The sequence below is a fragment of the Proteus sp. G2669 genome (assembly GCF_009915245.1).
GTDB lineage: Bacteria > Pseudomonadota > Gammaproteobacteria > Enterobacterales > Enterobacteriaceae > Proteus.
The window spans coordinates 1-26,317 of the sequence record NZ_JAABLX010000013.1; the positions used below are offsets into that span (position 1 = coordinate 1).

The 26,317-nt window shown below is 40.1% G+C and carries 22 protein-coding genes and 1 rRNA gene; 8 read left to right on the forward strand and 15 right to left on the reverse strand.

Going from position 1 to position 26,317, the window contains the following annotated elements; genetic code table 11:
- Positions 1–5: 5 nt before the first annotated feature.
- Positions 6–1,548: ribosomal RNA gene (locus tag GWI68_RS03085) — 16S ribosomal RNA — on the reverse strand.
- A gap of 396 nt (positions 1,549–1,944) precedes the next feature.
- Entirely contained in the window at positions 1,945–2,511 is a 567-nt protein-coding gene (gene gmhB, locus GWI68_RS03090) for a D-glycero-beta-D-manno-heptose 1,7-bisphosphate 7-phosphatase (protein WP_166539351.1), read from the reverse strand.
- A 194-nt stretch (positions 2,512–2,705) separates the two neighbouring features.
- On the opposite strand from gmhB, the gene metN reads away from it, so the two are divergent.
- The 7 genes from metN to GWI68_RS03125 all read left to right on the forward strand — a co-directional run bounded on the left by metN (position 2,706) and on the right by GWI68_RS03125 (position 9,183).
- Positions 2,706–3,737 (forward strand): methionine ABC transporter ATP-binding protein MetN, encoded by a 1,032-nt coding sequence (gene metN, locus GWI68_RS03095; RefSeq protein ID WP_166539352.1) that lies wholly within the window; start codon positions 2,706–2,708, stop codon positions 3,735–3,737.
- Positions 3,730–4,383 carry a methionine ABC transporter permease MetI gene (locus GWI68_RS03100; protein WP_036933988.1) on the forward strand — a complete coding sequence of 218 codons (654 nt, stop codon included), beginning with the start codon at positions 3,730–3,732 and terminating at the stop codon, positions 4,381–4,383. The genes metN and GWI68_RS03100 overlap by 8 nt, the downstream gene beginning before the upstream one ends.
- A gap of 66 nt (positions 4,384–4,449) precedes the next feature.
- Positions 4,450–5,265, forward strand: coding sequence for a MetQ/NlpA family lipoprotein (locus GWI68_RS03105; RefSeq protein ID WP_036933990.1), 816 nt, complete (start codon positions 4,450–4,452; stop codon positions 5,263–5,265).
- Positions 5,266–5,395: 130 nt separating this feature from the next.
- Positions 5,396–5,806 carry an Rcs stress response system protein RcsF gene (rcsF, locus tag GWI68_RS03110; protein ID WP_166539353.1) on the forward strand — a complete coding sequence of 137 codons (411 nt, stop codon included), beginning with the start codon at positions 5,396–5,398 and terminating at the stop codon, positions 5,804–5,806.
- Positions 5,803–6,510, forward strand: a complete 708-nt coding sequence (gene tsaA, locus GWI68_RS03115) for a tRNA (N6-threonylcarbamoyladenosine(37)-N6)-methyltransferase TrmO (RefSeq protein WP_166539354.1) — start codon at positions 5,803–5,805, stop codon at positions 6,508–6,510. Before rcsF ends, tsaA begins: the two co-directional genes overlap by 4 nt.
- 208 nt (positions 6,511–6,718) lie before the next feature.
- Positions 6,719–8,434, forward strand: coding sequence for a proline--tRNA ligase (proS, locus tag GWI68_RS03120; protein ID WP_166539355.1), 1,716 nt, complete (start codon positions 6,719–6,721; stop codon positions 8,432–8,434).
- 353 nt (positions 8,435–8,787) lie between these two features.
- Positions 8,788–9,183: a YceK/YidQ family lipoprotein gene (locus tag GWI68_RS03125; RefSeq protein ID WP_166539356.1), complete on the forward strand. Its 396-nt coding sequence runs from the start codon at positions 8,788–8,790 to the stop codon at positions 9,181–9,183.
- A 325-nt stretch (positions 9,184–9,508) separates the two neighbouring features.
- Here GWI68_RS03125 and nlpE read toward each other — a convergent pair whose 3' ends face one another.
- On the reverse strand, positions 9,509–10,189 hold the full coding sequence (nlpE, locus tag GWI68_RS03130; protein ID WP_109409051.1) for an envelope stress response activation lipoprotein NlpE: 681 nt from the start codon (positions 10,187–10,189) through the stop codon (positions 9,509–9,511).
- A 262-nt stretch (positions 10,190–10,451) separates the two neighbouring features.
- Here nlpE and GWI68_RS03135 point away from each other — a divergent pair, with 262 nt between their 5' ends.
- A complete protein-coding gene (locus GWI68_RS03135; protein WP_109409052.1) occupies positions 10,452–10,712 on the forward strand; it encodes a Rho-binding antiterminator in 261 nt (86 codons plus the stop codon).
- Between the two features lie 36 nt (positions 10,713–10,748).
- Here the strand turns inward: GWI68_RS03135 and tilS are convergent, their stop codons facing one another.
- From tilS to rseP, 12 genes are all read right to left on the reverse strand, one after another.
- Complete coding sequence (gene tilS / locus GWI68_RS03140) at positions 10,749–12,077, reverse strand: tRNA lysidine(34) synthetase TilS (protein ID WP_166539357.1); 1,329 nt, start codon at positions 12,075–12,077, stop codon at positions 10,749–10,751.
- A gap of 213 nt (positions 12,078–12,290) precedes the next feature.
- Positions 12,291–13,034, reverse strand: a complete 744-nt coding sequence (locus GWI68_RS03145) for an SDR family oxidoreductase (RefSeq protein ID WP_166539401.1) — start codon at positions 13,032–13,034, stop codon at positions 12,291–12,293.
- A gap of 240 nt (positions 13,035–13,274) precedes the next feature.
- On the reverse strand, positions 13,275–14,234 hold the full coding sequence (accA, locus tag GWI68_RS03150) for an acetyl-CoA carboxylase carboxyl transferase subunit alpha (RefSeq protein WP_166539358.1): 960 nt from the start codon (positions 14,232–14,234) through the stop codon (positions 13,275–13,277).
- Between the two features lie 12 nt (positions 14,235–14,246).
- On the reverse strand, positions 14,247–17,729 hold the full coding sequence (gene dnaE, locus GWI68_RS03155) for a DNA polymerase III subunit alpha (RefSeq protein WP_166539359.1): 3,483 nt from the start codon (positions 17,727–17,729) through the stop codon (positions 14,247–14,249).
- 21 nt (positions 17,730–17,750) lie between these two features.
- Positions 17,751–18,341 (reverse strand): ribonuclease HII, encoded by a 591-nt coding sequence (rnhB, locus tag GWI68_RS03160; protein ID WP_006535883.1) that lies wholly within the window; start codon positions 18,339–18,341, stop codon positions 17,751–17,753.
- Positions 18,341–19,513, reverse strand: a complete 1,173-nt coding sequence (lpxB, locus tag GWI68_RS03165) for a lipid-A-disaccharide synthase (protein WP_166539360.1) — start codon at positions 19,511–19,513, stop codon at positions 18,341–18,343. Before lpxB ends, rnhB begins: the two co-directional genes overlap by 1 nt.
- Positions 19,514–19,520: 7 nt before the next feature.
- Complete coding sequence (lpxA, locus tag GWI68_RS03170) at positions 19,521–20,324, reverse strand: acyl-ACP--UDP-N-acetylglucosamine O-acyltransferase (RefSeq protein ID WP_109409058.1); 804 nt, start codon at positions 20,322–20,324, stop codon at positions 19,521–19,523.
- Between the two features lie 3 nt (positions 20,325–20,327).
- Positions 20,328–20,780, reverse strand: a complete 453-nt coding sequence (gene fabZ, locus GWI68_RS03175) for a 3-hydroxyacyl-ACP dehydratase FabZ (protein WP_006535887.1) — start codon at positions 20,778–20,780, stop codon at positions 20,328–20,330.
- A 124-nt stretch (positions 20,781–20,904) separates the two neighbouring features.
- Entirely contained in the window at positions 20,905–21,933 is a 1,029-nt protein-coding gene (lpxD, locus tag GWI68_RS03180; protein WP_166539361.1) for a UDP-3-O-(3-hydroxymyristoyl)glucosamine N-acyltransferase, read from the reverse strand.
- A gap of 3 nt (positions 21,934–21,936) precedes the next feature.
- Positions 21,937–22,434: an OmpH family outer membrane protein gene (locus GWI68_RS03185; protein WP_036934019.1), complete on the reverse strand. Its 498-nt coding sequence runs from the start codon at positions 22,432–22,434 to the stop codon at positions 21,937–21,939.
- 92 nt (positions 22,435–22,526) lie between these two features.
- On the reverse strand, positions 22,527–24,920 hold the full coding sequence (gene bamA, locus GWI68_RS03190) for an outer membrane protein assembly factor BamA (RefSeq protein ID WP_166539362.1): 2,394 nt from the start codon (positions 24,918–24,920) through the stop codon (positions 22,527–22,529).
- Positions 24,921–24,959: 39 nt separating this feature from the next.
- Positions 24,960–26,312, reverse strand: a complete 1,353-nt coding sequence (rseP, locus tag GWI68_RS03195) for a sigma E protease regulator RseP (RefSeq protein ID WP_109409061.1) — start codon at positions 26,310–26,312, stop codon at positions 24,960–24,962.
- Between the last annotated feature and the right edge of the window lie 5 nt (positions 26,313–26,317).

A 26,317-nucleotide genomic window follows, 5' to 3' on the forward strand; every position in this document is an offset into this window, starting at 1 on the left:
TTAGGTAAGGAGGTGATCCAACCGCAGGTTCCCCTACGGTTACCTTGTTACGACTTCACCCCAGTCATGAATCACAAAGTGGTAAGCGCCCTCCCGAAGGTTAAGCTACCTACTTCTTTTGCAACCCACTCCCATGGTGTGACGGGCGGTGTGTACAAGGCCCGGGAACGTATTCACCGTAGCATTCTGATCTACGATTACTAGCGATTCCGACTTCATGGAGTCGAGTTGCAGACTCCAATCCGGACTACGACAGACTTTATGAGTTCCGCTTGCTCTCGCGAGGTCGCTTCTCTTTGTATCTGCCATTGTAGCACGTGTGTAGCCCTACTCGTAAGGGCCATGATGACTTGACGTCATCCCCACCTTCCTCCGGTTTATCACCGGCAGTCTCCTTTGAGTTCCCGCCATCACGCGCTGGCAACAAAGGATAAGGGTTGCGCTCGTTGCGGGACTTAACCCAACATTTCACAACACGAGCTGACGACAGCCATGCAGCACCTGTCTCAGAGTTCCCGAAGGCACTCCTCTATCTCTAAAGGATTCTCTGGATGTCAAGAGTAGGTAAGGTTCTTCGCGTTGCATCGAATTAAACCACATGCTCCACCGCTTGTGCGGGCCCCCGTCAATTCATTTGAGTTTTAACCTTGCGGCCGTACTCCCCAGGCGGTCGATTTAACGCGTTAGCTCCAGAAGCCACGGTTCAAGACCACAACCTCTAAATCGACATCGTTTACAGCGTGGACTACCAGGGTATCTAATCCTGTTTGCTCCCCACGCTTTCGCACCTGAGCGTCAGTCTTTGTCCAGGGGGCCGCCTTCGCCACCGGTATTCCTCCACATCTCTACGCATTTCACCGCTACACATGGAATTCTACCCCCCTCTACAAGACTCTAGCCAACCAGTTTCAGATGCAATTCCCAAGTTAAGCTCGGGGCTTTCACATCTGACTTAATTGACCGCCTGCGTGCGCTTTACGCCCAGTAATTCCGATTAACGCTTGCACCCTCCGTATTACCGCGGCTGCTGGCACGGAGTTAGCCGGTGCTTCTTCTGCGGGTAACGTCAATTGATAAAGGTATTAACTTTATCACCTTCCTCCCCGCTGAAAGTACTTTACAACCCTAAGGCCTTCTTCATACACGCGGCATGGCTGCATCAGGCTTGCGCCCATTGTGCAATATTCCCCACTGCTGCCTCCCGTAGGAGTCTGGGCCGTGTCTCAGTCCCAGTGTGGCTGATCATCCTCTCAGACCAGCTAGAGATCGTCGCCTAGGTGAGCCATTACCTCACCTACTAGCTAATCCCATATGGGTTCATCCGATAGCGCAAGGTCCGAAGAGCCCCTGCTTTGGTCCGTAGACGTCATGCGGTATTAGCCACCGTTTCCAGTAGTTATCCCCCTCTATCGGGCAGATCCCCATACATTACTCACCCGTCCGCCGCTCGTCAGCAAGAAAGCAAGCTTTCTCCTGTTACCGCTCGACTTGCATGTGTTAGGCCTGCCGCCAGCGTTCAATCTGAGCCATGATCAAACTCTTCAATTAAAAGTGTTTGATGCTCAAAGAAATCGAAAACTTAGCTATTCATAAATGAATTTACTTTTGTTGTTCACTCTTCAAGACTTGATACATCTAATATTTTAGAAGATATCGTCTCTGCGAGTGCCCACACAGATTGTCTGATAATTTGTTAAAGAGCAGTGCAACATTTGCTGCCGTTTCCGGTCTTCTGCGTTGTTGCGAGGAGGTGCATTCTACATCTTCCTCATTCAGTGTCAAGCGTTTATTTTCAAGGCTTTTCACTTTTTTTCTTTGTTCTCTCAGTCAGTTCGCTTAGCGCCCTGTTCCGTGACAACGAGGACGCATTATAGGGAGTTTTCTGAGGCTGGCAATAGTTTTTTTAAAAAAAATGATCGTTTGTTGGTAAATTAAACGAAGTGCTTATTTTTTGTGGCTTTTTAGCCATTTTGGCAAGTCTGCAAGGCTATCAAGAACAAAATCTGCACACTCTTGTGCTTCTTCTGTTATCTCTTTTCCTGTACGAACTAGAATTTTATGACCAACACCTGCATTTTTTGCTGCCAACATATCTTCTTTTTTATCACCGACCATATAAGAAGAAGCCATATCGATATTTAATTGCGCTTTAGCATCCATAAACATACCAGATGCAGGTTTACGGCAATCACATGCTTTCTTATATTCTTCTACACTTGCATCAGGATGATGAGGGCAATAATAGATACCGTCTAAATCAACGCCTCTATCCGCTAAAGACCAATCCATCCACTCTGTTAAGTGTAAAAATTGATCTTCACTATAATAGCCTCGACCAATACCTGATTGATTGGTGACTAATACTAAGGCATAACCCATAGCTTTTAATTCAGCCATTGCCTCAATAACACCATCGATAAATTCAAAGTTATCAATTTCAGATACATAACCATGGTCTATATTAATAGTTCCATCGCGATCTAAGAAAATCGCTGAAATCCCCTTACTCACAGCACATTACTCCATTTAGATATTTTTATTAGTATCGCATGTTTTTTCTTATATAGAGAATGATATCCATGGCTTTCTTTCTTTATTAGTCTTCTACTCTTTTTTATTGACTTGGCCGTCTAGACGCCTTAACATCTATTTTAACTCGGGCAGAATAGTCTTTATGTCCCATATCTACTTATATAAAGAAAAACATGATTAAACTGACGAATATAAACAAAGTATTTAAGCAGGGAGAGCGTTCTATACAGGCGCTATCAAATATAAACCTGCATGTGCCACAAGGGCAGATTTTTGGTGTTATCGGATCGTCAGGAGCGGGTAAAAGTACACTTATACGTTGCGTAAATATGTTAGAGAAACCAACTTCAGGTGAAGTATTGGTTGATGGACGAGATCTCACAAAATTATCAAATAAAGAATTAACAAAAGCACGCCGCGGTATTGGCATGATTTTCCAGCATTTCAACTTACTGTCCTCTCGTACCGTATTTGATAATGTCGCATTGCCATTAGAACTTGATAATACGCCACGAGCTGAAATCAATAAGCGTGTTAATGAATTACTAGAATTAGTTGGTTTATCTGATAAGAAAGAGTATTACCCAGCTAACTTATCTGGTGGACAAAAACAACGTGTTGCAATAGCACGCGCATTGGCAAACTCACCTAATGTTTTATTGTGTGATGAAGCCACTAGCGCACTAGATCCGGCAACAACACGTTCTATTTTAGAATTATTGAAAGATATTAATCGTCGCTTAGGCCTCACTATTTTATTAATTACTCATGAAATGGACGTTGTAAAACGTATTTGTGACCAAGTTGCGGTTATTAGTGGTGGCGAATTAGTTGAAAGTGATGCCGTCAGTGAGGTTTTCTCACACCCTAAAACGCCTGTTTCACAAGCTTTTATTCAATCAACACTACAATTAGATATTCCTGAAGACTATAAAGAACGCTTGAAGCCAGAGTGGGAGGAAGGTTTATTCCCATTATTGAAACTTGAATTTAACGGTCAATCTGTAGATGCACCATTGATGTCTATCGTTGCACGTCGTTTTGACGCTGATATTAATATTTTAAGTTCTCAAATGGACTATGCCGGTGGTGTGAAATTTGGTGTGATGTTAGCAGAACTACACGGTAAGAATGGTAACACGGAAAAGTCGATTGCGTTTTTAGAAGAGCATCATGTGAAAATAGAGGTTCTCGGTTATGTCTGAAGGAATGATTTATTTATTAATTAGTGGGATCTGGGAAACCTTAGTCATGACCTTTGTTTCAGGCTTCTTTGGTTTTGTTATCGGATTACCTTTGGGGGTTTTACTCTATGTTACGCGTCCTGAACAAATCATGGCAAACCCACCTGCCTACCGGATTATTTCAGCACTCGTCAATATTTTTAGGGCAATCCCTTTTATTATCTTATTAGTATGGATGATCCCTTTTACACGTATGGTCGTGGGGACGTCAATTGGCTTGCAAGCAGCCATAGTGCCATTAACTGTTGGCGCAGCACCATTTATTGCACGTATGGTAGAAAATACACTATTAGAAATCCCTCAAGGATTAATTGAAGCATCCCGATCTATGGGTGCAACGCCAATGCAAATTATTAAGAAGATTTTATTACCCGAATCTTTACCTGGCTTGATTAATGCAGCAACCATTACTTTAATTACATTAGTGGGTTACTCCGCAATGGGAGGTGCTGTTGGTGCCGGTGGTTTAGGTCAAATTGGCTACCAATATGGTTACGTTGGCTATAACGCTACAGTAATGAATACAGTCATTGTTCTACTCGTTATTCTTGTTTTTATCATTCAGTTTTTCGGCGATCGCTTAGTGAAGCTGACAACACATAAATAAATAGATTGAAGGTTTCTATTATTAATAACGAAACCTTTTAATTAACAGATCAATAAGGGTAAATGTATGTCATTGAAATTTAAATCGCTCGCAGTTGTAAGTGCTTTAGTTGGTGCATTGGCATTAGCTGGTTGTGGTGAAAAAGAAAAAGATCCAAACCATATTCGTGTCGGCGTTATTTCAGGCTCAGAACAACAAGTCGCTGAAGTAGCGAAACAAGTTGCTAAAGATAAATATGGTCTTGATGTAGAACTCGTTACTTTCAATGACTTCGTCATGCCTAATGAATCATTAAGTCGCGGTGATATCGACATTAATGCATTCCAACATAAACCTTATTTAGACCAACAAATTAAAGATCGTAATTACAAAATAACAGCTGTAGGAAATACATTTATTTACCCTATCGCGGGTTATTCTAAAAAGATCACTGATTTAGCCGATTTACCTGATGAAGCACAAGTGGCTATTCCTAATGATCCAACAAACTTAGGTCGCTCACTGCTGTTATTAGAAAAAGTTGGGTTAATTAAATTAAAAGATGGTGTAGGTCTGTTACCTACCAAGCTTGATATTATTGAAAACCCTAAAAAATTACAATTAGTTGAATTAGAAGCACCACAATTACCTCGCTCATTAGATGATCAAAAAATCTACTTAGCGGTAATTAACACTACTTATGCAAGCCAAGTCAATTTAACACCAGCAAAAGACGGTATTTTTGTTGAAGATAAAGACTCACCATACGTAAATATCATTGTTGCTCGTGAAGACAATAAAGACAGCGAGAATGTGAAGAAATTTATTCAAGCCTATCAAACTGATGAAGTGGATAGTGCTGCCAATAAAATTTTTAACGGTGGTGCAGTAAAAGGCTGGTAATACGTCAATATTTAACTTAATTATAAAAAAGGCGGACATTTGTTCGCCTTTCTCTTTTTTACTTGGCTAATTTGCATTAAATTATAGCCGTTTAATTTTTGTATAGACAATAATAAAGAGGATATAACCCATGCACATGCGCTTGCTACTTATTGGCATCATGGCGCTGTTTATGACAGGTTGTTCAATGCAGAATTCATCTGATGTTGATCAGTCTAAATTTACGGATATGCGTTTAAATAAACCAGGACAACCCCAAAAACCAAGATCACAAACATTACCTTCAGTGCGTATTGTTGAAAAAACAGAAGACCTTTTAGGTGCTCCGTTTAAAGATCTCGGTATTGTTGCCGGTGAATCTTGCCGTCAAACATTACAAGATCCACCAGCAAGTTTACCTATTGCTAAAAAAAGAATGGCGACCAAAGCAGCTTACAAAAATGCCAATGCTGTTTTATTGCATGAATGCCAAATTGTCACTGGTTTAGGTTGCTACCAATCTGCCATTTGTGAAGGCACCGCATTACTCATTACAAAATGAATACCTACCAAATGAATCCTATAGGGCATATATCAAGTCCTTATAAAGAAAAATTTGCCGTTCCACGCCAACCTGGGTTAATCCAGGATGGCGGCGGCCAACTTATTCTACATGCACCTTATAATCACCCAGATGCAGTTCGAGGCTTAGAACAATTTAGTCATCTTTGGCTGATTTTTGTTTTTCATCAAACAGCACAACAGGGTTGGCACCCTTTAGTTCGCCCCCCAAGGCTTGGTGGGAATGCCAAAATAGGTATTTTTGCAACCCGCTCAACTTTTCGTCCCAATCCCATCGGCATGTCTTTAGTCGAATTAAAAAAAGTAAACACACAGAACCAGTCTGTTATTTTAGACTTAGGCAGCCTTGATTTAGTTGATGGAACTCCTGTTCTTGATATTAAGCCTTATTTACCCTTTGCAGAGTCTCGACCAAATGCGATTGCTGGTTTTGCACAAGAAGCACCAGATAATGAAATGCCGGTCTTCTTTTCACAACTCGCTTTAGAACAACTGCAACATTATGCGAACGAATATCCTCATCTTTCGCGTTTTATTACTCAAGTATTACAACAAGATCCTCGCCCTGCTTATAAAAAAAATGAGCTAAGTGATAGGATCTATGCGGTGCATTTGCTTGAATTTAATGTTCGCTGGCAAGTGAATGGGCAACAGACACTTGTTCTTGATATTGAACCGCGGTAACTTGCTACTATCTTCATTGATATTGCTATCATGAATTATCCAATCTGAACGTCATTCTCGTTGTCTTTAAACAAATCAGATTGAAAAAAATGCTTTGCCCCTTTTGGCAGACCTAAGTCACTGGTAGACTAAAGTCTTTCTCTAATTATATTGATGTAGACTGGCGTGACAGTCAGCCTAAGTATTTTTGTTCTAATGGAACCTAATAATGCGTACTAGCCACTATTTGCTCTCTACTTTAAAAGAGACACCTGCTGATGCAGAAATTGTCAGCCATCAACTTATGCTTCGCGCAGGCATGATCCGTAAACTCGCTTCTGGTCTTTATGATTGGATGCCGACAGGGGTTCGTGTTCTGAGAAAAATTGAAAAAATTGTTCGTGAAGAGATGGACAATGCAGGATCACTTGAAATTTCAATGCCCGTTGTTCAACCCGCTGATTTATGGTTAGAAAGTGGTCGCTGGGAGCAATATGGCCCTGAATTACTGCGTTTTGCAGACAGAGGCGAGCGCCCATTTGTTTTAGGCCCAACCCACGAAGAAGTTGTTACTGATATTGTTCGTAATGAAATTACCTCTTATAAACAACTTCCACTGAACTTATATCAAATTCAAACTAAATTCCGCGACGAAGTACGCCCTCGTTTTGGTGTTATGCGCTCTCGTGAATTTATCATGAAAGATGCTTACTCTTTCCATATCTCTCAAGAGTCTTTACAAGAGACTTACGACAGAATGTACGAAGCTTACAGCAAAATTTTCTCTCGTATTGGTTTAGATTTTCGTCCAGTGCTTGCAGATACAGGCTCTATTGGTGGTAATGCCTCTCATGAGTTCCAAGTTTTAGCGGACAGCGGTGAAGATGATATCGTCTTCTCTACTGGCTCTGACTATGCAGCTAATATCGAATTAGCAGAAGCAGTAATGCCTGCAACTCCAAGAGCTACCGCGACTGAAGAATTACGTTTAGTAGATACACCAAACGCTAAAACAATTGCTGAATTAGTTGAACAATTCAATTTACCAATTGAAAAAACAGTTAAAACACTGATTGTTCATGGTACGAAAGAAAGTGGTCACCCATTAGTTGCATTATTAGTTCGTGGCGACCACGAGCTTAATGAAGTTAAAGCAGAAAAATGCGCTATCGTTGCGGCACCTTTAACTTTCGCGACTGAAGCTGAAATTCGCCAAGCTGTAAATGCAGGTCCAGGTTCATTAGGCCCAGTTAATCTGCCACTACCAGTTATTATGGATCGTTCTGTCTCTGTAATGAGTGATTTTGGTGCTGGTGCAAACGTTGATGGTAAACACTATTTTGGTATCAACTGGGAGCGTGACCTGCCTGTTGCTGAAATTGCTGATATCCGTAATGTTGTTGAAGGTGATCCAAGCCCAGACGGTAAAGGAACATTACTGATCAAACGTGGTATTGAAGTTGGTCATATTTTCCAACTTGGCACAAAATACTCAGAAGCATTAAAAGCAACGGTACAAAACGAAGAAGGTCATAACCAAATCGTGACTATGGGTTGTTATGGTATCGGTGTAACTCGTATTGTTGCTGCCGCTATTGAACAAAACCATGATGCTCGCGGTATTATTTGGCCTGATGCGATTGCACCATTCCAAGTCGCTATTTTACCAATGAATATGCATCGTTCTTATCGCGTTAAAGAAGTTGCTGACAGACTTTATGACGAATTACGTGCTCAAGGTGTTGATGTTCTGTTTGATGACCGTAAAGAGCGTCCGGGTGTGATGTTTGCTGATATGGAACTTATTGGTATTCCACACACTATCGTGATTGGTGATCGTAATCTAGACAACAATCAAATCGAATATAAAGCGCGTCGTAGTGATGATAAATCACTAGTCAATGTTGACGATGTTGTTGCCTTTATTAAAGAGCAACTCGCTTAATTATTAGGCTCCTTATCTTTAAGGGGCTTGATTGATAAATAACAAGCGTGTCCTCTCAGACACGCTTGTAACTATAATCAGAATAATATATCAATCGCCGATTACATCTTTTTTATACGTTTCCTTCCAGCTCTAACTTCCCGAACAAAGTCATATACCGCTGATAAACACTCATTTCAACATATTGAGGTTCTTTGACCCAAATCATTATAATAGCGTAGTTAGCTGTTTTTATCAGAATGATCTAGTAATAAATAGAAATTAAAACGAGTATGTTATTTATTATTTCGTTATATAAATGGCGATTTTAACTCACTATTTTTCTATTATTTTAAATTTACATAGGAAATATTATGAAAAGACTTGGAGCAATAGTTGGTATTCTTTTTATATTATCGGGATGTGGAACAATAAATAGAGCAAAGAGTAGTAATGATTATTACCGAGGTACTGATACTGATGTTGAAGTTATTAATGAACCTTATATTTGGTTAGTTACTCTGGGAATATACCCTATATTCTCAATTATCAGTTTACCTATTGATGTTGTCCTTGATACCGCCCTTCTTCCCGTTGATCATGTGATAAAAACCCAGAAAGAAAAGGCGCACACCGAAGAGCGCAATAGACATAAACAAGAAACTGAAAGTATCTCAGATGATCAGCAACATTTAACGTTAACGCCTTCCACTCCCCCCTCTCCAGTTTCTCCTACTCATGAGCGCTGGCTAGAGAACAATACAAAATAAGTTATTATTGTAATATCTTTAAAAATAATAGGTTATTTAAAATACATTACGAAAAGGAAATTATTTAGATAATGCAGTAATAGGAAATTTCTTTGATATATTAAAAATAAAATTTTTTATACAAAGTAATTTAAAGAGATAGATGAGTTAGAAAAATACTTTATGAATATATCAAGCACAATAATACTGTACAGATAAACTTAAAATGAAAAGACTGAGTTCAGCTCAATACCGAACTCTGTCTTTACTCAACTCATTTTAACTGTCTAATAAACGCAAGGCTATTCAATAAGCGATTTTTTTATTAAAACAAAACCGCTAAAACTTAACTTCTACCACCACGATGGTTTCCGCAAGAGCCATGGCGATTAAAACGAGGTTTTTCATCAGTAACCACTAAAGCTCGATCATATTTACCATCTTCCATTGAAGGACGAATGCTGTAATAACCATTAACTTCGAGGTAAACAGGTGTTCCACCATCAACACCGGTTGAGAAATAGCCTTTTTCTAATTCAATACCATTTGCTGCGTAAACACGTCCTGATTGGCAATCTTTAAATGTTCCAGCATCAGCAAAATAGGTAAACTCGCCAGCAAGCTGTTTAGGCTGAACCTTAGCTAAAGTATAATTTAGTTCTGAATTAATGACGTTGCCATCAATATCAAGCATGACTAATTTATCTTCACGAGGTAAATAATAGCTCTTTTCACCGTAACTATTAGTCAACGTCAGCTTATCTTTACCTAATACCCATGTTCCTGATTCAAAGAAACTACGTTTATCATCAGGTGAACCTTGGTAGCTTTGCTCCATGACATAAGAGCCATCTTGATTAACAAGAATTGTGGTGTCGATACCAGAACAATCGGCACACGGCAGAATACTGTTGTAAGTTTGGTCTACAATTTTTCCATCAAGTGATAAGCCAATATTATTTTGGCAACCTGATAGTACAAATAACCCAGCAGCAACGGCTGCAAATAAAAATTTTTTCCCCATCATCGACTCCCTACATTCTGGGTACTTTTTAATAAATCATTCTCAATATGATTCTAACATTTTTTAAAATAAAAGGGGGTAATAAAATACGCTTTAAGATAAATGCACCTATAATTGTCAGTTATTTCTCAAATCACTTCGAATAAAGAACTATTTCAGAAAATTATTATAATAACTATTGTGCTCACATCGAATAACAGCATAATGATTTTATTCTGAATTATTCACTGGCGGCTACACCGCCACGAAAGAGTGGTGAGGGAATATGTCAACAAATACAGAATATCAACCAATTAACTGTGATGATTACGAGTATCTGGAGTTAGCATGCCAACGTGGTTTAGCACTCCATATTGAATTACATGATGGTAAGCTTATTGAAGGCATTGCTGATGATCTTTTCTTAAGCAAAAAGGTTGAATACCTAAAAATTAAGACGTCTGAAGGCTCTAAAGATTTACGACTGGATATCATTGCCAGTTTTTCTAATCCCGAACTTGGGACTATTGTTATAAAATCGGAATAACCGAATAAGGAACAGCCGCCAACCGGCGGTTGTTCGTTAATGAGCCTCTCGCCACTCAATAGTAATCGCATATTCTGATGTTGCTTTTCCCTCAAAAGTCACAAATGTATTAAGAGCAGCAATTAACGTGTCATTATAATAAATCAAAGGAATTCGTGTCCTACGCCAAGGTGCAACGTCAAGCTCTTGCCAAATCTTTTTACTATGCCGAGCATGTTCTCGTCCAACAATACGCAAAGATGTTTGTGTCAAACCAAAACGAACGGTAACTTTTTCATCCTTTGAAGGCGCTCTAACGGTATTTTTGCCTGTTGCAGTTGTTAGTGATAAAACCCCTAATCCACTAGGTAAAGACAGTGATTGAGTAAGTGACCATTCAATAATTTTATTAACAGGATCATCAATTATTGGTACAAGATAAAGGCGTTGTTTATAACGTCTCACTTCATCTTGATAAAATTGTAACTTAGGCTCTGCATCGGCTTTGGCTAAAGCAACTTCCTGCCATAATCGTAAAATTTGTTGTCTAGAAGGCATAGTTTTATTATGTTGAGCAAACCAACGCCTTAATAACGCATTACGCTTTATCACACTACAAAGAGCAAGTTGCTTGATGTCTAAACTGTACTCGCTATCCATTAAAGCATTAAGTTCTGGCTCCAAAAGCTCATCCAATAGGGCTTCTTGCTCACCACACAGTGCCGCACTGCGAGTCACCGATTGCGAAAAATGGGGCCATCGCTGCGTTAATAATGGCATAACTCGTAAACGTAAAAAATTACGATCATAACGGTCATCTTGATTACTATCGTCTTCTATCCAATCTAGTCCTTGTTCAGTAGCATAAGATTCGATTTGCTCACGCGTAATATTGAGTAATGGTCGAAGTAAATAGCTATTTTCAAATACCATTTTTGCTGGCATTGAAGAAAGCCCTGATGGGCCACTACCTCGCTTTAAAGCCAGTAAAAAAGTTTCGGCTTGATCATCTTGATGTTGAGCAGTCACTAACACTTGTTGTGGCTGTAAATATCGACGGAAGGCTTGGTAACGCGCCTCTCTTGCACCATTTTCAAGACCGCCTTCTTTAGGATCTACATTTACTTTTTCACTGATAAAATCGACACTCCATTGCTGACAACATTGTTCACAATGAGCAAGCCAGTCATCTGCTTTGATGTTTAATCCATGATGAATATAGATAGCGGTTAATTCTAAAGGTAATTGGAATTCATCACGTAAACGTACAAGCCCTTGCAATAAAACGGTGGAATCTACTCCGCCACTAAAGCCCACCAAAATTTTAATGTGAGGATCAATGCGCAGTTTGATTTCTTTAAGAAGTGAGTCATATTCCTGTTTCATCGCTTTATCATTTATCAGTGAATTCAGGTGATTATGTTAAGCTTTTCTCGCTGGTTTTGCACGAATACAAAGTAATCCTATAAATAAAACAAGGTGTAGCTCTATTACACAAACAACAAGAAAAATTAGAAATAAGATAAATACGAGGTTATAAAGAAATTAAAGAAGTAAAAAGCAGAATAATCGTTATTCTGCTTTTTATTAAAAATACCATTAAGCAGTAAAACCGCCATCAACCAAATAAGATGCCCCAGTCACAAATGAAGCCGCATCGCTGGCCAAAAATGCGACAACATTAGCCACTTCCTCTGGTGTACCGAGACGTCCAATAGGATGCAATGCCGCTAACTTTTGTTTATCTAATTCGCGACCATCCAGCAAAGGTGTATCAATATAACCTGGGCAAACCGCATTAATACGAATACCTTTGTTTGCGTAATCAATAGCAAGTGTTTGTGTCAGTAATTTAACCCCACCTTTTGATGCACAATAGGCAGGAAATTCATGTTGCCCAACAAAAGAACAAATTGAACTACAATTAACAATTGCACCTGATATTTTGTTTTTTAGCCAATATTGAATTGCTGCTCGATTAATCAAAAAGAGTCCATTTAGATTAACATCTAAAACACCCTTCCACTTTTCATACTCTAATTTATCAGCAATGTTATCTGTTAAAACCCCCGCATTAGCAAACACAAAATCTATTCGCCCATACTTATTTACAACATAATCAACAAGTTGTTCATTTTCTTTCTCGCTCGTCACATCCATTTGCACGAATTCACCGACAAATCCTTTCACTTTTAGATATTTTTCTGCTTTTTGTCCTCGTGCTAAATTACTACCTGTAATAACCACAGATGCACCCAAGGATAAAAATTTTTCCGCAGAGGCTAAACCAATACCGCTATTACCACCTGTAATAATTCCCACTTTGCCACTAAACGATATCATCACTTTATCCTCATTAAAGATTTAATGCCCTATAAAATGATAGATATGACTTATTATTCTTTTAGTAAAAAAGTGAATTAATATTAGTTTTGAGATCGAGTTAACACATTGATATATAATATATTATAGTTAATATCACAAATTCTAATTGTTTCGATAGAGATAGTTTAAAATGGACCAATAAAAAAGCCCCATGTAATCAACATGAGGCTTATTAGAATTTATTCAAATATCACGAGATCAGCAATAACCGTATTCCATTAAACGTTGGTAACGGCGATTAGTCAGCTCTTCTGAATCAAATGCATCTAATTCTTTTAAATCAGATTGGATTTGTGCTTTTAATGAAGCTGCTATTTCGTCATAGTGACGATGAGCGCCACCTAAAGGCTCAGAAATAACGTTATCGATCAGCTTAAGCTCTTTTAAGCGGTTTGCAGTAATTCCCATTGCCTCTGCCGCTAATGGTGCTTTGTCTGCACTTTTCCAAAGGATAGAAGCACAACCTTCTGGTGAAATAACAGAATAGGTGCTGTATTGCAACATATTCACTTTGTCACCCACACCAATAGCTAATGCACCACCAGAACCACCTTCACCAATGACAGTGCTGATGATTGGCACGCCAAAACGTGACATTTCACGTAAGTTACGTGCGATCGCTTCTGATTGACCACGTTCTTCTGCACCAACGCCTGGATAAGCACCTGGAGTATCGATAAAGGTGATAATAGGAAGATTAAAACGTTGTGCCATTTCCATTAAACGAAGCGCTTTGCGATAACCCTCCGGTGCTGGCATACCGAAGTTACGGCGGATTTTCTCTTTTGTTTCACGCCCTTTTTGATGACCAATAACCATAACAGGACGGCCATCTAAACGCGCAATACCACCCACAATCGCTTTATCATCAGCATAAGCACGATCGCCTGCTAATTCTTGGAAATCAGTAAAGATACGATGAATATAATCCAGTGTGTAAGGTCTTAATGGATGACGTGCAAGTTGTGCAACTTGCCATGCACCAAGATCAGAAAAAATCTTACGCGTTAGCTCTAGGCTTTTTTCTCTTAAGCGTGAAACTTCTTCATCGATATTAATATCAATTTTTTCATCATGTTGGCTAACTGCGGTTAGCGAATCAATTTTCGCTTCTAACTCGGCAATTGGCTGTTCAAAATCCAGAAAATTAAGACTCATAACATTCCTATTTTAGTCAAATTCTAATTCTACCTGCTCATTACCCAGCAGAGTTCGCAGATCTGTTAAAAGCATATCAGTTGGCGTTACACGCCAAGACGCACCAAATCGTAAACGTGCGCAGGCATCATGCTTTTCAAAATAAAGATGAACCGGTATCGTGCCTGAACGATAAGGTTCTAAAACGCCGCGAAGACGATTTAATAATTGCTCATTAATTTGCCTGTCTGATAATGAGATAGCAAGTCCTCGTGCATATTTTTCACGGGCTTCGTTGATATCCATAAGTTCGCGGACTGTCATTTTAAGCCCACCATTGAAATCATCAAAGCTGACCTGCCCAGTAGCAATTAAAATCTTGTCTTGTTCTAATAAATGTTGGTATTTGTCCAATGCATCAGAAAATAACATAATTTCTAAGCGACCTGAACGATCATCTAAGGTACATATGCCAATTCGATTTCCTCGTTTTGTCGTAAATACTTTAGAAGCGAGCACTAAGCCCGCGACTTTCACCATTTGACCGCGTGGCGTTGGTACTAAATCTTTTAGACGCGTTCCTGCTGCATATCGTTCAATTTCTTTTAAATAACGTGTGATCGGATGACCTGTTAAATATAAACCTAATGTCTCTCGCTCACCTTCTAAAACAACTTGTTCTGGCCATTTAGGTATATTGGCATAAGAACGCTCAACTTGTTCAGGAGCTTCTGCTAACACGCCAAACATATCTGATTGCCCTATTGCTTCAGCTTTGGCATGTTGATCAGCAGCTTTTAATGCATCTTCTAATGAAGACATCAATGCGGCACGATGAGGCCCTAGCTTATCGAATGCGCCTGACATTATCAGTTTTTCCATCACTCGGCGATTCAATTTTTTCGTTTCTGTTCTAGCACAGAGATCAAAAATATCTTTAAAGTGGCCGCCTTGCTGACGCGCTTCTACGATTGCCTCAATTGGACCTTCACCCACTCCTTTAATCGCACCAATACCGTAAACGATTTCACCTTCATCATTTACGTGAAAATGATATAAACCACTATTAATATCAGGAGGAAGAACTTTTAATCCCATTCTCCAACATTCATCAACTAATCCCACCACTTTTTCTGTGTTGTCCATATCAGCCGTCATTACAGCAGCCATAAATTCAGCAGGATAGTGGGCTTTTAGCCATAACGTTTGATAAGAAACTAAAGCATAAGCAGCTGAGTGCGATTTATTAAATCCATAACCGGCAAATTTCTCCACCAAGTCAAAGATCCGCATGGCAAGTTCGCCATCTACACCGTTTTTGATAGCCCCTTCTTCAAATACAGAGCGCTGCTTTGCCATCTCTTCAGGTTTTTTCTTACCCATTGCGCGTCGTAACATATCCGCGCCACCCAGCGTATATCCAGCAAGAACCTGCGCAATTTGCATAACCTGTTCTTGATATAAGATAACGCCATAGGTAGGTTCTAAAACAGGCTGCAAGCTCTCGTGTTGCCATTTAACATCTGGATAAGAGATCTCTTCTACGCCGTGTTTACGGTCAATAAAGTTATCCACCATACCTGATTGCAATGGACCTGGGCGAAATAAGGCCACTAACGCAATCATATCCTCAAAGCAGTCAGGACGTAGACGCTTGATAAGATCTTTCATACCACGTGATTCTAACTGGAATACCGCGGTCGTTTCAGAACGTTGCAGCATATCGAAACTACGCTGATCTGTTAATGGGATCGCAGAGATATCAATAGGTTCCAGTGATTTTTTTTCACGGCGGGCATTAATCATTTCTAATGCCCAGTTAATGATAGTGAGTGTTCTTAATCCCAAGAAGTCGAATTTAACAAGACCTGCATATTCAACGTCATTCTTATCAAATTGTGTAACTGGGTTATTTCCTTCTGCGTCACAATAAAGCGGCGCAAAATCGGTAATTTTTGTTGGTGATATAACTACACCACCCGCATGTTTTCCGGCATTACGTGTCACCCCTTCTAATTTACGAGCCATATCAATAAGAGATTTAACCTCTTCATCAGCTTCATAAATTTCAGGTAACTGAGGTTCTGCTGCAAATGCTTTTTCTAGCGTCATTCCAGGATCAGGCGGTACAAGCTTCGAAATTCTATCTACAAAACCGTAAGGATGTCCTAAAACACGTCCAACATCTCGGATAACCGCTTTTGCCGCCATCGTACCAAATGTAATGATCTGAGATACCGCATCACGACCATACATATCTGCAACGTGATCAATTACCCTATCGCGTTTTTCCATACAGAAATCAACGTCAAAGTCAGGCATTGAAACACGTTCAGGGTTAAGAAAACGTTCGAAAAGTAAATCAAATTCCAGAGGATCAAGGTCAGTAATTTTGAGTGAGTAAGCAACTAATGATCCAGCCCCCGAACCTCGTCCCGGCCCTACAGGAACACCGTTATCTTTAGACCACTGAATGAACTCCATCACGATAAGGAAGTAACCAGGGAATCCCATCTGGTTGATTACTTTTAGCTCTATATCAAGACGTTCATCGTATTCAGGACGTCTTTTTTTTCGTTCTTCGGGATCTGGAAACAGAAAAGCCAAACGCTCTTCCAAACCTTCTTGAGATTTTTTAACGAGAAAATCTTCAGTACTCATATCCCCTGTTGGGAATTGAGGAAGAAAGTATTCCCCTAAACGAATGGTAACATTACAACGTTTGGCGATTTCAACGCTGTTTTCTAATGCTTCAGGTATATCAGCAAATAATTCACACATCTCTTCTTCTGTGCGCATATATTGCTGAGGGCTATAATTTTTTGGACGCTTGGGATCTGAGAGTGTAAACCCATCATGGATTGCAACGCGAATTTCATGTGCGTCAAAATCATCACTATCAAGAAAACAGACGTCATTCGTTGCAATAACGGGTAAACCTTTTTCAGAAGCGAGAGCTACAGCTTCATGCAAATAGCTTTCTTCGTCAGGGCGACCAGTTCGGATAAGTTCTAAATAATAACTATCAGGAAAGTGAGTTTGATAATACTCAAGACATTGATCAACTAAGGCACGATTTCCACGAAGCAAGAACTTGCCTACATCGCCCATTCTTCCACCCGAAAGCAACAAGAGCCCTTCTTTATAGGTTGTTAGCCACTCTTGTTTAATAATCGGCCCAGCAGCACCATACCCATGTTTGTAAGCTTCTGAAATCAGTAAGGTAAGATTTTGATAACCTACATTATTACGGGCAAGAATAGTGAGGTGTGCATATTCATCACCTAATAATTCTGTTTCGAGGTAAACATCGGCACCAATGATAGGTTTAATGCCTGCACTATGTGCGGCACCATAAAACTTCACTAACCCACATAAGTTAGTGAAATCAGTAATCGCAAAAGCAGGCATTCCCAGCGAAGCCACTTTCTTCACAAGAGGCCCTGTTTTTGCCAATCCATCGATCATTGAATAATCGCTGTGTACCCTAAGATGGATAAAACGAGGATCTGCCATAATATTTAATTACTCTGTGGATTACTTTAAATTTAATGCTCGTTTTACAGGCGCAAAACTTTTTCGATGATAAGGGGTTGCCCCTAATAAGGCCAGTTTTTCCATATGGAAAACTGTTGGATACCCTTTATGTTTAGCAAAACCATAATCAGGGTAAAGCTTATCTAACTCTTCCATTTCTCTATCACGAGTGACTTTAGCAAGAATAGACGCTGCGCTAATTTCTTGAACTAAGCTATCACCTTTTATAACAGCTTGAGAAGCCATAGGTAATTTAGGGCAGCGATTACCGTCAATCAAAACCATATCAGGTGTAATAGATAATCCTGCAACCGCACGTTCCATTGCTTTCATCGTTGCCCAAAGAATATTTAACTCATCTATTTCCTCAGGCTCTGCACGACCAATTGCCCAACATAATGCTTTTTCTTTTATTTCGTCATACAAGGCATTACGTTTTTTTTCTGTTAGTTTTTTAGAGTCTGTTAATCCTTCAATCGGGTTTGCCGGATCAAGAATAACAGCGGCCGTCACTACAGCACCAACCAGAGGTCCCCGGCCGACTTCATCAACTCCAGCAATAAGATTTGCTTTTGGATATACAAATTCCATTATTTCTCTGCCAATTCTAATACTGCATTTGCTGCTTGCTCATCCGCATTACAACGAATAGCACTATGAAGTTGTGAAAATACTTCTTTTAATTGATGTACTTTTTCTTCATCCGTTAAAAGAGGTAAAAGTTGTTCTGCCAACGCTCTTGGCTCACACTCTTCTTGTAATAACTCTTTAATTATTTCTCTACCAGCTAATAAATTGGGTAATGAAACATAAGGTGTTTTCACTAACTTTTTTGCTAACCAAAAAGTAAATGGTTTCATGCGATAGCCAACAACCATCGGGCATTTTGTCAGCATACATTCTAATGCTGCTGTACCTGACGCTAACAACGTCGCATCACTGGCTGTCATTGCTTCTCTTGCTTGCCCATCAAGTAACTGAATGTCGAGTTCAGGAGCGATATCTTGGTGGATCTGCTCAAATTGAATACGTCGTTTAGTATTCACCAGAGGCACAACAATATGAAGTGTTGGTATTTGTTGTTTTAGTAACTGTGCTGTTTTTATAAAATCAGCGCTCAACATCTCAACTTCTGCATGACGACTACCAGGAAGGAGAGCTAAACAAGAGACATTTTCAGGTATACCAAGATGTTTACGAGCTGCTTTTTTATCTGGATTTAAAGCGATTGCATCCGCCATTGTATGGCCAATAAAACGGCAAGGAACCTGATATTTATCATAAAACGCTTTTTCAAAAGGCAGAAAAGCTAAGACGAGATCTGTCGCTTTACCAATTTTGAAAACACGTTTTTGACGCCAAGCCCACACAGATGGACTGACATAGTGAATAGTTTTGATCCCTTTTTGCTTTAAACGACCTTCAAGTGTGATATTAAAGTCAGGCGCGTCAATTCCCACAAAGACATCCGGCTTTAATGCTGAAAATCGTTGAGTGAGATCTTTTCTGATCTTTAATAATCTAGGCAAGCGTTCAAGAACTTCAACGATCCCCATGACGGCAAGCTCTTCCATCTCATACCAAGCTTCACAACCTTCAGCTTGCATAAGTGGCCCTGCAACACCGACAAAACGGACATTGGGATGCATTTGTTTTAGAGCGCGGATTAATCCCGCGCCCAAGATATCACCGGACGTTTCACCAGCGACTAAGCCGATAACTAACGGACGCTGAACAGTAGATAATTGGCCTGACAAGGTCATATCCTAATTAGCGAATGATGCCACGGTTAGATTTTGCTGAGTTTTCCAGAAAATCACTGAACAACTTAACATACGGATTATTATTATCAGTAACCAGTTGTCCAATCTCTTCACGTGCTTCTTCCAGAGTTTTACCATTACGGTAAAGAACCTTATAAGCATTGCGAATTGCATGAAGATCTTCTTTAGCAAAACCTCGGCGTTTTAATCCTTCAATATTCAGCCCATAAGGGGTTGCGTGGTTTCCTTGTGCAATAACAAAAGGAGGAACATCTTGTGCCACACCTGAACATCCGCCCACCATAACGTGAGAGCCAATTTGACAAAACTGATGAACCGCACTCATACCACCGATAATCACAAAATCACCTAAAGTGACGTGACCACCAAGTGTTCCGTTATTAGCAATAATACAGCGGTCACCAATAATACAATCATGTGCAACATGCGTATTAATCATCAGTAAGTTGTCATTGCCAATTTTTGTGATATTGCCACCTTGGGTTGTTCCACGATGAATAGTCACACTTTCACGAATAAGGTTACGATCACCAATAATAACTTGTGTTGGTTCACCACGATATTTCAGATCCTGATTAGCTTCACCAATAGAAGCAAATTGATAAATCTGATTTTCTCGACCAATACGTGTATGCCCATTGATAACAACGTGAGATTTGATATCAGTACCTTCACCAATTTCAACGTTTGCACCAATAACGCAAAAAGGGCCAATGCGAACATTAGCACCAATTACCGCACCCTCTTCAATAATTGAGGAAGGGTGAATGACTGCGGATTTATCTATCATAGGCTAGACCTCACGGCGGCGAGCACACATCATTTCAGCTTCGCAGGCAATTTCCCCATCAACTTTAGCGACGCCTTTAAAGCGAGCAACACCACGGCGTTCTTTAATGAATTCTACCTCTAGGATCATTTGATCCCCTGGTAAGACAGGACGTTTAAAGCGAGCACCATCAATAGCAGCAAAATAGTAGAGCTCACCAGGTTCCAGCTTTCCTACACTTTTGAATGCTAAAATACCCGTTGCTTGTGCCATGGCTTCTAGGATCAATACACCTGGGAAAATAGGTTTTCCTGGGAAGTGACCTTGAAAGAAAGGCTCATTAAAAGATACATTTTTTACTGCTCTTAGAAATTTCTTTTCTTCAAAATCAAGGACACGATCAACCAATAAGAATGGGTAACGGTGTGGAAGTAAATCTAAAATTTCTTCGATTTGCAGAGTATGATTCTCACTCATTGCAATACTCTTCCTGTCTAATAAAACTGCGTCTAATTAATAATAACACGACCTGCTGTGACTCAAAAAAGTGAGTTAACCCGCAGGTCGCAAAATAGGTAACAACCGTCGATGACGTACTTTGTTACTTGTCGCTACTTTCTACTTGACGTTCAAGCGACTTAAGTCTTTTTTGCATTTCATCAATTCGCAACACAAGTGCTGCGGTTTTACGCCATGCTTTGTTCGGTTGTAGCGGGATACCTGAAGAATAAACTCCCGGCTCAGTGATAGGACGCATTACCATACCCATTCCTGTTACCGTTACTTTATCACAGATTTCCATGTGACCATTGATAACACTTGCTCCACCAATCATACAGTAACGGCCTATTTTTAGGCTGCCCGCCATGATGACGCCTCCCGCAACAGCGGTGTTGTCACCAATAATGACGTTATGTGCGATTTGGCACTGGTTATCAATGATAACACCATTACCGATAACTGTGTTATCTAATGCGCCTCGGTCAATTGTTGTACATGCACCGATTTCTACACGATCGCCAATAACAACAGAACCTAATTGTGGAATTTTGATCCAATTACCACGTTCATTGGCATAACCAAAACCATCAGAGCCAATAACTGTTCCTGATTGAACTAAGCAATCTTTACCAATAATAACTTCATGATAAATAGATACATTTGCCCATAAACGGCTATTATCGCCGATATGCGCTTTTTTACCAACAAAACAACCTGCACCGATCACAACATTATCACCAAGGATAACGTCTGACTCGATAACGGCATTTGCACCCACTGACACATTCTTTCCTAATTTAGCATCAGGAGAAATCACAGCGCTTGGGTGAATATTTTGTGCTGGTTGTGGGGTTGTATCCATAATCTGCGCCATTTGAGCATAGGCAAGATACGGATTTTTTACCACAAGTGCGGCAACTGGGCAGAATGGAAGATCAGCTTCTGTTAATACAACGGCAGCTGCTTTGCATTCAGCCAATTTCTCACGATAACGACTATCAGAAAGAAATGTAATTTGTTCGCTATTTGCTAGGCTCATTGAAGCAAGACCGGCGATAGTGATATCACCATCGCCGTGTAACTGTGCATTCAATTGCTGAGCAAGATCAGCTAATCGAATTGAAAACATCTATTATTTAACCTGTTTTTGAACCTGAGCAGTAATATCTTTACCGTCTGCGAAATAAGGTACAGTGTTAGCATCTAAAATCACATCATAACCTTCTTTCTTCGCTACTGCGTCAACTGCATCTAATACACGTTTCATGATTTTATTACGTTCTTCAGCTTGACGACGGCTAAAGTCTTGCTCAAAAGCTTGTGCTTTTTGTGCATATGCTTCACGTTTAGCAACCAGATCTTTCTCTGTATTTGCACGTTGTGTTGCATTCATGGTTGGTGCATCTTTTTGATATTTTTCAACAGCAGTCTGTAATGCTTTACCTAAGTTTTGCAATTCAGTATCACGTGATTTGAATTCATTTTCCAATTGTTTCTCTACCGCATCACGGTTAGGAATTTGTTGGAGAACTTGACCGATGTTCACAACACCTACTTTATCTGCGGCTTGAACACCTGCTGACATGGTCAATGCCATTCCTAGGGCAGCGGCACATAACAATTTTTTCACGATTAAACTCCTTAAAACCAAAAATAATTTTTTGTCAGAAATCGGATGCCTTTTTCAACAAAGTGAATCAGGCATCAACCTTACTTACATCGCTACCACGTTCTACCAATATTAAACTGGAATTGCTCTGATTTATCGCCTTCGTAATCTTTTATTGGTTTAGCATAAGAGAATACTAACGGACCTAACGGTGATAACCATTGTAACGCAACACCCGTTGAAACACGTATATCACTTGCACGGCTATAATCAGGCATACCTGCGGTCCAAGCAGAGTTTGTACTACTCCAATTGGTATCCCACACTGTACCCGCATCAACAAACACCGACGTTCTAACTGAAGATGAATATTTATCATCTACGAATGGCGTTGGTGTGATCAGCTCAAAGCTTGCCACGGCCATAGCATTACCACCGATTGCATCGCTTGATGGTTCACCTGGTTTTGGCTTGCCATTTGCATCAAGATAAATCGCTTTAGGACCAATGTTATTTGAACGGAAACCACGAACTGTACCAGAACCACCGGCATAGAAGTTTTCATAGAATGGTAATTCTTTACCACCTAACCCATCACCGTAGCCTAAACGGCCTTTAAACAGGGTTACCCAAGATTCTTTTTCATTAATTGGGTAATAAGCCATACCGTCCCAAGTTACTTTGTAGTACTTGTTGTCGGAGCCAGGTACAGTCACACGCCCACTTAAGTTACTTCTCACACCCGAAGTTGGGAAGAAACCACGGTTTAAGTTATTAAAGGTCCAACCCAGGCTGACAGTATAGTCGTCAGCATTAAAGGATTCACGCTTATCAAAGCCTGGGTTTTCACCCATACTTTCAAGATAACGCCACATAGCAACCTGAGGTTCCATACGTGACAGACCATTATGAGTATAGCCTAAGCCAAGACGGGCTGAGTTATATTCATTAATTGGGAAGCCTAACGTACCATCTACACCATAAGATTTATTGGTATAACCTGATAAATCAGCATCATTTGCACGGAAGTCATTATAGAAAACTCGACCACCTAAACTCACACCATTAACGGTAAAGTATGGGTCAGTAACAGACAATTCTGCGTAAGTTGAGTAATCATTTTTACTCGCATTAATCGCGACTGCGTTACCTGTACCTAACCAGTTATCTTGAGTAACCCCCACTTGGAAGCTCACACCACTTTCAGTACCGAAACCGACACCAAAGTTAAGAGAACCTGTGTTACGCTCTTTTACACGATAAACAATATCAACCTGATCAGGTGAACCCGGAATACGTTGCGTTTCTGTTTCAACCGTTTCGAAATACCCCAAACGATTTAAACGCTCTTTACCTTGTTCAACTAAATCGCTACCTAACCATGCACCTTCCATTTGACGCATTTCACGGCGTAAAACAGAGTCTTTCGTGATGTCATTACCTGCGAAACGTACTTGGCGAACATAGAAACGGTTTCCTGCATCTACGTTTACATGCAGTTTAACCGTTTTATTTTCATCATTAATTTCAGGGTTAGTCATAACACGAGGATAGGCATATCCATAACGACCTAACAGATTTTTAATATCATTTTCTGTTTTAGTCACTTGTGCGCCATTATAAAGAGAGCCTGGAGCAATTTGGATAAGCTCTTCAATATCTTTGGTATAGCCTGCCGTATTACCATTGATTTCGGTATTTTCTACCGTGTATTTATCACCTTCTTTCAGGTTAATGGTAATGTAAATTCCTTTTTTGTCTGGCGTTAAGCTGACATTAGTTGATTCAATATCAAAACGAGCGTAACCACGATCGAGATAGAAACTTCTTAATGTTTCTAAGTCACCAGCTAGTTTTTGTTTCTGATATTTTTCATCCGCAGCTAAGTTCCACCAAGGCACATCGTCACGTAATTGGAAGCGGTTAACGAGCTCAGCGGTAGAAAACGCTTTATTACCAACAATGTTGATTTGCTGAATTGTTGCTGATACACCTTCTGCAAACACGAGTTTTAAATCAACACGGTTACGAGGAAGAGGTGTAACAACCACTTTTACAGTTGCATTATATTTACCAACACTATAATAGAAATCTTCAAGCCCTTTTTCGATGTTCGCTAACATTGTACGGTCGAGCGTTTCGCCGATACGAATATTAGAAGCCTCAAGATTCTGTTTTAGCATATCTTCTTTGATTGCTTTGTTACCAGAGAAAGTAATGCTGGCAATTGTTGGACGCTCTTTTACTTGAACAATTAATGTACTTCCGTCACGTAGAACACGGACATCATCAAAGTTTCCTGTCGCAAATAACGAACGGATTGTTCGACTGATATCATCATTGCTAACCGAGTCTCCAACCCGGACAGGCATGTTCAGTAATGCTGCACCAACGGCGACGCGTTGAAGACCTTCAAATTGAATGTCCTGAACTACGAATCCGTCTGAACCGTATGCAGTGGCGCTGCCCAGCAGCAGCGACGCTATAAGCAACTTTTTCATCGCCATCGTTGTTTTGTGTTTTCCTAACCGGTCCCTGCTTACCAATTATAAGCGAGAGAAATCATTGAAAAGTGCAAGTCCCATTAAAAGCATCAGTGCCATAATACCAATACGATAACAGAAATCTTGTACACGCTCAGATACCGGCCCTCCCTTTATCTTTTCGATAACCAGGAAAAGCAGGTGCCCGCCATCTAAGACAGGCAGGGGAAACAAGTTAATGATCCCCAAATTGACACTAATAAGCGCCATAAACATCAAATAATAAACAAACCCAGAATCAGCAGACATTCCTGCGCCTTTCGCGATAGAAACAGGTCCACTAAGGTTAGTTAGTTTGACGTCACCAACCACTAACTTGCCAATCATTTTGACAGTTAAACCCATCAACTGCCATGTTTTATCAGAAGCTTCATACAGTGCTGAAAATGGGTTGTATTGTTGCATTATCAAGTATTGCTCATCAGGAGGTAATACTTGTAATTGCGCACCAACTTGCCCTACTTCAGTGCCGTCTTTCAGTGCAATAGCTGTCGGTGTAATCATTAATTCCAATGACGAGCCATTGCGTTCAACTAGAAGCGCCAATGTTTTATTTGGGCTTTGTCGAACAAAATAAGTAAATGGATGCCATGTATCAATTGGCTGACCATCAACTGTAACGATACGATCCCCTGCCTGTAAACCTGCTTTTTCAGCAGCAGAACCCACCGTTACTTCAACAATTTTCGAGTCCAATCTCGCGCCAACAGGCATAATCCCTAAAGATAAGATGGGATCTTGTTTCTCAGGATCAAAATTCCATTGCTGTAAATTCAGTATATTCTCACTCTCTGAGAGAGAATTTGGATCTGATACAACGAATGAAACCTCTTTGGCACCAATTTTACTGACTAATGCTAAACGAACTGAGTTCTGATCAGGCGTTTCGATACCTGCAACGGATTTTAGTTCCATTCCAGGCGTTAATTTTGCTTGTTCTGCGATAGAATTCGGACGAATGTCTGCAATTACAGGTTTTAATGCAGGAACACCTATCATAAAAACAATCCAATAGGCGACGATTGCTAACAAAAAGTTAGCAATAGGTCCTGCAGCAACAACGGCAGCTCGCTGCCCTACCGTTTTATTATTAAAAGCTAGATGACGTCGCTCAGGAGGAACCTCACCAACACGTTCATCTAACATTTTTACATAGCCACCCAAAGGTATCCATGCGATAACAAATTCAGTGCCGTGTTTATCTACCTTTCGCCAAATAGCTTTTCCGAAACCTATAGAAAAACGCTCAACATAGATCCCACAACGCCTAGCTACCCAAAAATGCCCAAACTCATGTACCGTAATCAAAATACCTAAAACGATAATAAATGCGGCAAGATTCCACAGGATACCCATTACTT